Source organism: Corynebacterium sp. (assembly GCF_022712195.1).
In the GTDB taxonomy this organism is placed as follows: domain Bacteria; phylum Actinomycetota; class Actinomycetes; order Mycobacteriales; family Mycobacteriaceae; genus Corynebacterium.
In genome coordinates this window covers 1-10,831 of the sequence record NZ_JALAGY010000078.1, presented here as the reverse complement: position 1 = coordinate 10,831, position 10,831 = coordinate 1, and the positions used below count along the sequence as shown (strand labels likewise).

The 10,831-nt window shown below is 70.1% G+C and carries 9 protein-coding genes; 7 read left to right on the top strand and 2 right to left on the bottom strand.

Annotation, left to right across the window (positions count from 1 at the left end; all coding sequences use genetic code 11):
* Together Q0A34_RS10435 and Q0A34_RS10430 are read right to left on the bottom strand one after the other, a co-directional pair.
* Window positions 1-586: DNA-3-methyladenine glycosylase (locus Q0A34_RS10435; RefSeq protein ID WP_291479932.1), on the bottom strand; the 586-nt coding region annotated here is incomplete at its 3' end.
* Window positions 583-2,628, bottom strand: a complete 2,046-nt coding sequence (locus tag Q0A34_RS10430) for an FAD/NAD(P)-binding protein (protein ID WP_291479931.1) — start codon at window positions 2,626-2,628, stop codon at window positions 583-585. The genes Q0A34_RS10430 and Q0A34_RS10435, both read right to left, overlap by 4 nt.
* 99 nt (window positions 2,629-2,727) lie before the next feature.
* On the opposite strand from Q0A34_RS10430, the gene Q0A34_RS10425 reads away from it, so the two are divergent.
* The 7 genes from Q0A34_RS10425 to Q0A34_RS10395 are packed head-to-tail and all read left to right on the top strand — an operon-like array spanning window position 2,728 to window position 10,828.
* Window positions 2,728-4,419 carry a TIGR04028 family ABC transporter substrate-binding protein gene (locus Q0A34_RS10425; protein ID WP_291479930.1) on the top strand — a complete coding sequence of 564 codons (1,692 nt, stop codon included), beginning with the start codon at window positions 2,728-2,730 and terminating at the stop codon, window positions 4,417-4,419.
* A 16-nt stretch (window positions 4,420-4,435) separates the two neighbouring features.
* Window positions 4,436-5,377 (top strand): ABC transporter permease, encoded by a 942-nt coding sequence (locus Q0A34_RS10420; RefSeq protein ID WP_291479933.1) that lies wholly within the window; start codon window positions 4,436-4,438, stop codon window positions 5,375-5,377.
* Window positions 5,374-6,189: an ABC transporter permease gene (locus tag Q0A34_RS10415; RefSeq protein WP_291479929.1), complete on the top strand. Its 816-nt coding sequence runs from the start codon at window positions 5,374-5,376 to the stop codon at window positions 6,187-6,189. The genes Q0A34_RS10420 and Q0A34_RS10415 overlap by 4 nt, the downstream gene beginning before the upstream one ends.
* 1 nt (window position 6,190) lies before the next feature.
* Entirely contained in the window at window positions 6,191-7,903 is a 1,713-nt protein-coding gene (locus Q0A34_RS10410) for an ABC transporter ATP-binding protein (RefSeq protein ID WP_291479928.1), read from the top strand.
* Window positions 7,900-9,216, top strand: a complete 1,317-nt coding sequence (locus Q0A34_RS10405) for an alkylhydroperoxidase domain protein (RefSeq protein ID WP_291479927.1) — start codon at window positions 7,900-7,902, stop codon at window positions 9,214-9,216. Before Q0A34_RS10410 ends, Q0A34_RS10405 begins: the two co-directional genes overlap by 4 nt.
* Before the next feature lie 17 nt (window positions 9,217-9,233).
* Window positions 9,234-10,208: an aldo/keto reductase gene (locus Q0A34_RS10400; protein WP_291479926.1), complete on the top strand. Its 975-nt coding sequence runs from the start codon at window positions 9,234-9,236 to the stop codon at window positions 10,206-10,208.
* A gap of 14 nt (window positions 10,209-10,222) precedes the next feature.
* Window positions 10,223-10,828: an N-acetyltransferase gene (locus Q0A34_RS10395; RefSeq protein WP_291479925.1), complete on the top strand. Its 606-nt coding sequence runs from the start codon at window positions 10,223-10,225 to the stop codon at window positions 10,826-10,828.
* Window positions 10,829-10,831 lie beyond the last annotated feature (3 nt).

The following is a 10,831-nucleotide window of genomic DNA, read 5'->3' as shown; positions in this document are numbered from 1 at the left end:
GGCGGGGAGAGCTCACGGTCCGGTCGCCGGGGATCCAGAACCGCAGCGGCGCCTCCCTGTTCTTCGAGATGCCGATCCTGGGGCCCGCCACCCACTCGACCGGGGTGGCCGCAGCGGTGAGGTGGAAGCCGGTCCCGCCGGCCGGGCCGCCACCGTCCTGCCCGATCATCGCCCCGTTCAGGTCCAGGTCGAGGCCGAGTGCGGCGCCGAGGTTACCGGGGCCGCGGGCGAGAGCGTCGTCGGTGGGTTTCGGGCCGCGCCGTCGTCGCACCAGGTCCATGCCCTCGACCACCCGTCCGGCGCGCATCAGCACCCCGGCACCCGCACCCTCCGCCCTGCAGACCAGGTTGCCGGCACGGTGGATGCCGTAGCTGGCGTAGACGTACAGGCGGCCCGGCGGGCCGAACATGGTGAGGCAGCGGGGTGTCGGACCGTTGTAGGTGTGGGAGGCGGGGTCGCCCTCGCCGGGGTAGGCCTCGACCTCGGTCAACACCACCGCGACGGTGCCGTCGGGGGTCACCCGCCGCAGTGTGGCGCCGAGGAGTTGCGGGGCCACGGTCTCGGGGGAGCAGGTGAAGTCGATCATCTGTCCCATGCTGTCACGGCGGCCGCCGTGAGGGCGGACACCGCCGCAGCGTCGGTCTCCTGCAGCATCAGCGGGTCGGTGCGCGGCATGGGGGAGATCGTCATGTCGGCGCGTACCTCCTGCAGCGGGATGCCGAGCATGTGGATCCTCGGGTCCACGCTGCCGTCGACGTGCACCAGCCTCGAGGTGGCGAGGTCCACCTCCGGGGACTTCGAGAGGGTCTCGGAGGACGTCCCGGCGCCGGTGAACACGAACGGCCGCAGCCGCCCGTCGCGCACCAGGGCGGCGGTGACGGGGTCGGCGCTCTCGCGTGCGGACGGCTTGTGCAGCCAGGCGTCCACCAGGGCAGTCGCCGCGACAGCGTGGTCGCCGGTGGATTCCGAGGACATGAGGAACGCCGGTGCCTCCGGGTCGATCACCACCGTGGGGTGCCCGCCGAGGAACCGGACGTAGCCGGCGTCGACGAGACAGAGCAGCTCGGCGGTGCGGAACGCGGGCGGGCCGGAGCCGACCATCTGGCCGACCCGCCGCAGTTCGGCGTAGGCGCCGCGCCGGGATTCCAGGGTGAAGCGTCCGGGCTGGTCGGCGATCTGCGCGGGTTTGCGGGCCGAGCCGATGACCTGCAGTCCGGCCTTGACGGCGGACGCGGTGCCGAGGCGTGCCTCCTGCAGGTCGCGGGCGAGCCGGTCGCCGATGTGGGCGGTCAGTTCGTCGACGGTGGGGGCGCCGGCGCCGTCCTGCGCCCGCCGGTGGAGGTAGGCGGCGACGGGGTCGGCGAAGCCGGGGATGTCGAAGCGGTCCGCGGCGTCGGGGACCAGGGCGGCGAGGGCGGGGTCCTCGTGCAGTGTCCAGGGGTCGTCGGAGGCGTCGATCACGGCGGTGACGTCTGCGAGCACACCGGCCCTGTCTGCTCCGGTCGCGTTCAGGAGGACCCGGTAGTAGGCCTCGTGGGCGTCGCGCAGCAGGGCCGGCCACAGCCGTTCGCCGAAGTCGACGGAGCCGGCCGGGGCGTCCGACGGCAGGGCGTTGAGCTCGGCACGGAACCGGGGCGTCCGGGCGGCGGGCGGAAGGGAGTTGTAGACGGGTTTCGGCTGGTAGGGGTAGCCGTGGTGGGAGGAGACGACGAGGCGGGGTTCGTGTCCCGAGGGCTCGTAGCGCAGGCCTGAGCGCGCGGTGTCGTCGGGGAGGAACCGTCCCCCGCGGTCCACGGTCACCATGGCCATGAGGTCGAACAGGCCCATGCCGAGCCCGCGGACGACCACGTCCTCACCCGCGGGGAGGGCGTGGACGTCCTGGTCGGCGGGGTTGCCGGGGCGTACCCACACCAATTCGGGGTAGAGGTCCACGGACTGTGCGGTGAAGGTCTCCAGGGCGTCGGGTTCGGTGTCGGTCCACCCCTGGGCCAGGACGGTGGCGTCGGCGTCGATGACGGTGCCGTCCTGCAGGGTCACGCGGTCACGGCCGGATCGGTCGTCCGCGGTGACGTCGGTGGCGCGGGTGGTGTGGGTCTCCAGCACGAGGCCCTCGGGCAGGCGGGCGACCACGGTGTCGAAGACCCACTGCAGGTAGTGGCCGTAGAGGGCGCGTGACGGGTGTGACTCCGGCCGGGTGCCGGCGACCTCGTCGGCGAATCCGTCGGGCACGTCGGCGGGGTGGGCGGTGAACAGCGCCGTCTTCGCGCCGGTCGGGTCGGCGCCGTCGGGCGTGTGCTCCAGGGGCTCGCCGCGCAGCAGGCGGATCCACTCGTACATGGTGGGGCCCTCGAGCACCGGCGCGCGGACGGAGGAGCCGGGCTCGGTGAACAGTGTGACGGCGTCGGCGAGGGTGTTCATGCACAGGGTGCGGGTCTGGTCCGTGCGCCAGATGCGGCCGGTGCCGACGGCGACGTCGTCGATGACGTGGACGGTGACGGGGTTCTCCGCTGACGGGCGGCCGGCGTCGCGCACCAGGGCGCTGAGCCTCTCGAGGACGGAGACACCGCGTGGTCCTCCGCCGATGACGGCGATGGTGGGGCCGGTGCTTCCGGTGCTGCTGGCGGTCATGGACACCATGGTATCGCCCGGTGGATGCTGTGTTACTGTGGGCGCACCCGAGAAGAACAGACAGATCTGTTCAGTTCTGTTGAAAGCACTTTCCCGCTGATGACGTTTCCCTTTCCCCCTGCCTCCCGGGCTGCGCTGCCCGGCCGACGTGCCCTTGTCGCCGTCGTCGCCGCGGTGACGGCCGCCGTCGTGACCGTCGGCCTCACCGCCTGCGCCTCCACTGACGGTGGGCGTCGGGACGCCGGCGCCCGTGAACTGGTCTACCTGGAGTCTCTCCCCTACAACTCGCTGTACCCTCCGGCCGCCGGTTTCTACCCCAACGGCGGCATTCTCAACAACATCACCGACCGGCTGCTGTGGCAGGACCCGGAGACCCTCGAGCTCCACCCCTGGATCGCCACGGACCTGCCGGAGATCAACGACGACGCCACGGAGTTCACCTTCACCATCCGCGACGGCGTCACCTACTCCGACGGGACACCGCTGACCCCCGACAACGTGGTGCGCAACTTCGACCTCTACGCCCTCGGCGACCCGGACCGTGGGCTGAGCTCCTCGGAGCAGATCAGCACCTACGAGCGGGGCGAGGTGCTCGACGACCACACCGTGCGTTTCCACTTCAGTGACCCGGAGCCGGGTTTCCCGCAGGCGACCAGCTCATTCAACGCAGGCCTCCTCGCCGACGCCAGTCTGGGGCAGTCCGACGAGGGGTTCTCCCCGGGCAACGCCGCGAAGGTCATCGGGTCCGGCCCGTTCGTGGTCTCCGCCGAACAGCTCAACACCGAGGTCACCCTGGACGCCCGGGAGGACTACGACTGGGCCCCGCAGGGGGTGGGGCAGCAGGGCGCCCCGAAGATCGACCGGGTCAGCGTGGTCGTTAACCAGGAGGACAGCGTCCGGGTCGGCGGACTGAAGTCGGCGCAGGGGGACGTCGCCCGTCAGATCGAGGCACCTGAGGAGCGGCATCTCACCGACGACGGCGTCGGTGTGCTCTCCGCCCCGACGAACGGGGTCAACAACCAGATCGCCTTCCGGTTCCGCCACCCGCTGCTGTCGGACATCCGGGTGCGGCAGGCGATCATCGCCGGGGTCAACCGGAACCGGATCCTGAACTCGCTGTTCAGCGACTCCTACACCAGGGCGTCCTCGTCGCTGGCCAGTACCGCCGCCGGATACCGTGAGCAGAAGGACGCCTACGTCTTCGACCCGGACCGTGCCCGCCGACTCCTCGACGACGCGGGTTGGATTCCGGGTGACGACGGCATCCGGGTCAAGGACGGCGAGCGTCTCAGCCTCACCGCGAACGACTCCGAGCAGCAGCCCAGGGCCCGCGAGGTCGTCACGATGGTCCAGGAACAGCTGCGCGACATCGGGGTGGAGGTCAACCTGTACCCCGGTGACGTCGCAGCCCAGAAGGCGGCGCAGGTCGACCAGGACCTCATCCAGCTCAACGTGACCATGGTGGGGCGGGCGGACTACGACGTGATCAAGAGCCAGTACTACTCGCAGAACCGTAACCAGCTGCTCAACTACGACACGGAGGACGAGTCGGTCGGAGACCCCGAGCTCGAGGAACTCCTGCTCCGGGTGTCAGGGTCGGTGGACGAGGAAGCCCGGGCGGCGGCCAGTGGCGACGTGCAGGACTACCTCACCGAACAGGCCTACGTCCTGCCGTTCTTCGAGGAGCCGCAGGTCTACGGTGTCCAGGACTACGTGCAGGGCTTCACCACCGACCCCATCGGCCGACCCTGGTTCTACCCGGTGGCGCTCGACCGGAACGACGAGGGGTGACACTCAGATGGATTCGCTGACCACCGGAGCCGTGCTGCGGCGCATCGGACAGTCCCTCCTCGTGCTGTGGGCGACATTCACCCTCGCCTTCATCCTGCTGACCGCACTGCCCGGTGACGCGGTGCAGACCCGCTACGCCAATCCGGAGCTGGGGCTGTCCCAGCAGGAGATCGCGCAGATGCGTGAGGCCTACGGTGCGGACGAGCCGGTGTTGACACGGTACTGGAACTCGCTGTCCGGAATGCTCCGGGGCGACTTCGGCTACTCCCTGGAGACCGGTACCCCGGTGTCCACCATGCTGGCCGAGGCGCTGCCGGGCACACTGACTCTGGCGCTCACCGGCTTCGTGCTCGCCGTCGTCGTCGCGGTGCTCATCGCTGTGGCGGCCACCTCCGGTCCCTTCGGCTGGCTCCGGGGGGTACTGCGCGCCCTGCCGCCCCTGTTCATCTCCCTGCCCGCCTTCTGGTTGGGCATCATGCTCATCCAGATCTTCAGCTTCCGGCTCACCTGGGTGCCCGTCATCCACGCCAGTCCCGTCCAGGAGCTGATCCTGCCGTCGGTCGCGCTGGCGCTACCCCTCTCGGCGCCGATCGCGCAGGTCCTGGTCCGTGGCATCGACGACGCGACGAGGCAGCCCTATGTCACCGTGGTGCGCGCCCGCGGGGCCGGGGAGCAGTGGATCCTGTGGCGCAACGTGATGCGCAACGCCCTGCTTCCCGCCCTGACCATCGCCGGTGTGACGTTCGGTGAGCTCATCGGTGGTGCGGTGATCACGGAGGCCGTGTTCGACCGGTCCGGTCTCGGGGCGGCCACGGTGGACGCGGTGTCCTACCGGGACACTCCGGTCCTCATGGCGGTGGTCGTGTTGGCTGCGGCGGCCTTCATCCTGGTCAACCTCATCGTGGACCTGCTCTACCCGGTCCTCGACGCCCGACTGCGCAGGACGGTGACGGCATGACGACGGTAACCGCGACCCTTCGTTCGCTCCGGCCCGGTGTCTGGCTCTCCGGGGCCGTCGTCCTCGTCGCCGTCGCGTGGGCACTGGTGCCCGGGTTCTTCGCCTCCGGGGATCCGACGTCCTCCGGCGAGACGGCACCGTTGCTCGCCCCGTCCGCGGAACACTGGTTCGGGACGGACGCCGTGGGCCGCGACCTCTACACCCGCGTGGTGTGGGGCGCGCGTCAGTCGCTGGCGGGCGCCCTGCTGGCGGTGCTCGTGGGCATGGTGGCGGGATCCCTGCTGGGACTGCTCGCCGGTGCGCGACGCGGCTGGTTGGACGCCCTGGTCATGCGCATCGTGGACGTCCTGCTGTCCATCCCGTCGCTGCTGCTCAGCCTCTCGGTGATCATCCTGCTGGGCTACGGCACCTTCAACGCGGCGGTCGCGGTGGGTGTCACCAACGTGGCGGTGTTCGCACGGTTGGCCCGTTCCCAGGTGCTCAGTGTCGCGGGCAGCGACTTCGTCGAGGCGGCCTACGGGTCGGGCGGCACCGGTTTGCAGGTGTTGTGGCGGCATATCCTGCCGAACTCGTTGACCCCGGTGATCGCGCTGGCGGCCCTGCAGTTCGGCGGTGCGATCCTCCAGCTGTCCACCCTGGGGTTCCTGGGGTACGGGGCGCCGCCGCCCACCCCGGAATGGGGTCTCATCATCTCCGAGGGACGCGACTTCATCGCCACCTCCTGGTGGCTCACCGTCCTGCCCGGCCTGGCGATCGTGCTGGTCGTCCTGGCGACGAACCATCTCAGCCAGGCGCTGGGGAAGGAGTCGTGACATGAGCGAACGCAACGGCACACAGGGCAGGATCGAGTGGGACGACGGGTCGTGGCGTCCGGACGACGCGACGTCCGGCGGACACCGGCGAGACGCGGAGACCCCGTTGCTGGAGATCCGCGACCTGGCGGTGTCCTACCGCACCCGCCGCGGGGAGGTCCAGGCCGTGAAGGACGTCAACCTCACCGTCCGCCGCGGCCGGGTGACCGCCATCGTCGGCGAATCCGGGTCCGGCAAGTCGACGTCGGCGATGGCGACGCTCGGCCTGCTGCCCGCCACCGCCACCGTGAGCGGCGAGATCCTGCTCGAGGGACGCAGCCTGCGGGACCTCTCCCGGCGCGAGTGGCGCATGGTCCGTGGCCGTCGGATCGGCCTGATCCCGCAGGACCCCAACAACTCGCTGAACCCGGTGAAGACCGTCGGGGAGTCGGTGGGTGAGGGCCTGCGCATCCACCGGCGCGGCGACCGTGGGGCGCGCCGGGCGAAGGTCGTGGAGCTGCTCAGGACCGTCGGCATCGACAATCCGGAGCTGCGCTACACCCAGTACCCGCACGAGCTGTCCGGAGGCATGAAGCAGCGGGCGTTGATCGCCGCCGCACTGGCCCTGGAACCGGACCTGATCATCGCCGACGAGCCGACCAGTGCCCTGGACGTCACGGTGCAGCGCACGATCCTGGACCTGCTGGACCGTATGCGTGCCGAACTCGGCGTCGGGGTACTGTTCATCACCCATGACCTGGCGGTGGCCGGCGACCGTGCCGACGAGCTCGTCGTGATGCGCTCCGGCGAGGTCCGGGAGGACGGGCCGACCGACCGCGTCCTCACCGAACCGCGTGACGACTACACCCGCCGCCTGCTGGAGGACGCACCGTCGCTGGTCAGTGCGGTGGAGGCCGCGAGTTACCGCAGTGCGGTCCCCGCCGACGGCACGAGTCCGCTGCTGCAGGTCACCGGCCTGCGGCAGGAGTTCGGCTCCACCGTGGCCGTGGACGACGTGTCCTTCTCCGTGCTGCCGGGCACCACCCACGCGATCGTGGGGGAGTCGGGGTCGGGGAAGTCCACGGTCGGCCGTGCGGTGACCGCCTTCCGCCGTCCGACCTCCGGCGAGATCCTGCTCGGCGACACCAGGGTGGACGGGTTGGACGCGAAGGGGCGCCGTGAACTGCGTCGGCGTGTGCAGATGGTGTACCAGAACCCCTACAGTTCACTGGACCCGCGCCAGAGCATCGGCGGTATCGTCGGGGAACCGTTGCGTAACCTCTCCGACCTGTCACGTGCGGAGATCCGTGGCAGGGTCGAGGCGATACTCGACCGGGTCGCACTGGGGTCCGGTGTGGCGGACCGCCGTCCCGCTGAGCTGTCCGGTGGTCAACGGCAACGCGTCGCCGTGGCCCGTGCGCTGATCCTGGACCCCGAACTGGTGGTCCTCGATGAGGCGGTGTCTGCCCTGGACGTCACGGTGCAGGCGCAGATCCTCGGCCTGCTCGACGAACTGCAACGTGACCTCGGTCTGACGTACGTCTTCATCTCCCACGACCTGGCGGTGGTGCGGGAGATCTCCGACACCGTCTCGGTGATGGCCGGCGGACGACAGGTGGAGTCCGGCCGGACGGAGGACATCTTCGAGCACCCGTCCAATGACTTCACCACCCGACTTCTCGACGCGATCCCGGGGCGGCGTTACCGTTCCGGAGGACTTAACCTGGGGCTATGAGCGACAACAGCGCGGCAGACAGCACAGACATCATCGACTTCCTCGCCGGGATACGTCCGGGTGAGCGCGTCGCGGACCTGCGGCGCAACCGTTCGCAGGCGCGGACCAACGCACAGCACAGTTTCCGGGTGCTGTTGGAGGCCGGTGACGGTGACGACGGGGGCTTCACCGGCACCGAGCGCTACGTGGTCGCCGCGTTCGTCGCCGGACTTCACCAGGGACGTGGTGCAGCGTTCTACGCCGATCTGCTCGGCGACGTGGCAGACGGGGACGCCGTCGTCAATGCGGTGGCAGAGGCCGTCGAGGCCGGGCTCACCGTCGGGCCGTACGGCGCCTACCGTGAGCCTGACCTCGGGGACGAGTCCGTCGGTGGGCCGGAGTTCACCGTGGACCCGCGGGTGAGGGGAGTGCTGGGCGAGAAGCTCGCCGCTGCCCTGGAGTTCGCCCACCTGCTGGTGTTCCACCCGCGGGACTGCCGGCCGGAACGGTTGGCGCCACTGGCCTGGTGGGGGTGGACGCCTCGGCAGGTGGTGAGCCTCGCGCAGCTGATCTCGTTCCTGTGCTTCCAGCTGCGGGCTGCGGCGGGACTCGCGGCACTGAAGGTCGCGGACGCGATGTACTGGCCGCTCGCCGACGAGCCCGTCCGTCGTCCCGGTACCGCGCAGGAGCCCGGGGAGTTCCCGCCGCTCTCGGGCGGCGCCTTCGACGTCCTGACCTACCCGGACCTGCACCGTCCTACGAGGTTCGTCAGCCACGGCCTGGGGTGGCGGCCGTGGGTGCCGCCGGTGGAGGAGAAGGACCTCACCGACCGGCAGCGCGCAGCCCTGGTCGACCCCGTGCGCGCGAAGTCCGCCTACTTCCGGCTGCTCGCCCATGATCCTGACGCCCTCGAAGCCCGGACCCTGACCGACAAGGACATCTTCTACAACGTCACCGACGGCGCCGGTCGTGCCGAGCGTGAGATCTCCGCCGCGGTGACCAGCCGGTACAACGGGTGTGCCTACTGTGCTTCTGTTCACACCGGTCGCGCGTTGCAGGAGTCCACCGGACGGGAGGACGACGTCCGACGGCTCTGCGACGACGGTGTCGACGCCGACCTCGGTTCCGAGACGTGGAACGCCATCGCCGAGGCGTCTGTGGCGTTGACCTCGACACCCGTTAGTTTCAGCGCCGACCATGTGCACCGGCTCCGCGCCGCCGGCCTGGACGACGGCTCGGTGGTGGACGTCGTCAACGGTGCCGCGTTCTTCAACTGGGCGAACCGGCTGATGCTGTCACTCGGGGAACCGGAGCTTCCGGCGCGCTTCCGGTAGGGCGTACCGTGGTCGCCATGACAGAATTTCCCACGACTTCCCGCACCGTCATCCCCGGCACCGATCTGGAGATTGCCCCGCTGAACCTCGGCGGGAACACCTTCGGCTGGACGTCGGACGTCCAGGAGTCCTTCGCTGTGCTGGACGCGTTCCTTGCCGCGGGAGGAAACTTCATCGACACCGCCGACATGTACTCCCAGTGGGGAGAGGGGCACTCCGGCGGAGAGTCCGAGACCGTGCTCGGCCAGTGGTTCGCTGACCGCGGCACCCGCGACCGGGTCGTCCTGGCCACGAAGGTCGGTGCCCTGCAGGGGGCGGAGGGGCTGGCCCACGACACGGTCGTCGCCAACCTCGACAGGTCCCTGGAGCGGCTGCAGACCGACCGCGTCGACCTGTACTACTACCACTACGACGACGAGTCCGTGGACATCGCCGACCAGGTCCGGACCGCCGCTGAGCTGGTGGATTCCGGCAAGGTGCGCTACATCGGCCTGTCGAACTACTCCACCGACCGGATGCGTGAGTTCTTCGAGACCGCCCGCGAGCTGGAGCTCGACCACGCCATCCCGCTGGCCATCCAGCCGCAGTACAGCCTGCTCGCCCGTTCGGGTTACGAGGACGGCTACCTGCAGGTCGCCGAGGAGTACGGCGTGGGTGTGTTCAGCTACTTCTCCCTGGCCTCGGGTCTGCTGACCGGCAAGTACCGTAGCCGTGAGGATCTGGAGGGTGCCGCCCGTGAGGGGCAGACCGCCGGGTACTTCGAGGACGGCAGGGACCCGTTCGCCGTGGTCGAGGCCGTGCAGAAGGTGGCCGACGCCCACGACGTGCAGCCGGCGTCGGTGGCCCTGGCGTGGCTGCTGGCCAAGGGTGTGACCGCCCCCATCGCCTCGGCGCGCACCCCGGAGCAGGTGGAGCCGCTGGTCGCTGCGACGACGCTGCAGCTCAGCGACGATGAGGTCGCCGAGCTCGACGCCGCCTCCGACAGTTTCTGAGTAGACTCCGGGGCATGGACACGCATGCTCCGGACAAGAATGACGGTGGCCCCCGGGGTCTGCCGGTGATCCGCCCCGAGGCGGCCGACGGTGGGGACGCCGGCGAGATCCGTTCTCTCACCGCCGCCGCCTTCGACGGCATCGAGCAGTCCGACGGGCGTGAGCCCGCGATCATCGACGCGCTCCGGGAGGCCGGTGCGTTGACCCTGTCGCTGGTGGCGGTGCGGTCGGGTTGGGTGATCGGGCACATCGCCGTGTCGCCGGTGACGTTGACGAGGCAGGACGGATCGGACGGATCTGGCGGATCTGGCGGGGAGGTGCCCGGACGGTGGTTCGGTCTCGGACCGTTGTCGGTCTCCCCGGCGCACCAGGGTGAGGGTATCGGTGCGGCCCTGATCCGCGCGGCCCTGGAGTTCCTGGACACGGAGGAGGGGGCGGCCGGTGCCGTCCTGCTCGGCGAGCCCGCCTACTACCGTCGTTTCGGTTTCGGGGCGCGTGAGGGGCTGGTCATGGAGGGGCTCCCGGAGGAGCACTCCGACTACTTCCAGGCGTTGCGGTTGGACGGGGAGTCGACGTATCCGCGGGCGGTGGTGAGCTACCACCCGGCGTTCGGGGCGTAGTTC

What these genes read in the sequence shown, in the direction of transcription:
- Q0A34_RS10430 (WP_291479931.1), bottom strand. Translation starts at nt 2,628, where the DNA reads ATGACCGCCAGCAGCACCGGAAGCACCGGCCCCACCATCGCCGTCATC.
- Q0A34_RS10425 (WP_291479930.1), top strand. Translation starts at nt 2,728, where the DNA reads ATGACGTTTCCCTTTCCCCCTGCCTCCCGGGCTGCGCTGCCCGGCCGA.
- Q0A34_RS10415 (WP_291479929.1), top strand. Translation starts at nt 5,374, where the DNA reads ATGACGACGGTAACCGCGACCCTTCGTTCGCTCCGGCCCGGTGTCTGG.
- Q0A34_RS10410 (WP_291479928.1), top strand. Translation starts at nt 6,191, where the DNA reads ATGAGCGAACGCAACGGCACACAGGGCAGGATCGAGTGGGACGACGGG.
- Q0A34_RS10405 (WP_291479927.1), top strand. Translation starts at nt 7,900, where the DNA reads ATGAGCGACAACAGCGCGGCAGACAGCACAGACATCATCGACTTCCTC.
- Q0A34_RS10400 (WP_291479926.1), top strand. Translation starts at nt 9,234, where the DNA reads ATGACAGAATTTCCCACGACTTCCCGCACCGTCATCCCCGGCACCGAT.
- Q0A34_RS10395 (WP_291479925.1), top strand. Translation starts at nt 10,223, where the DNA reads ATGGACACGCATGCTCCGGACAAGAATGACGGTGGCCCCCGGGGTCTG.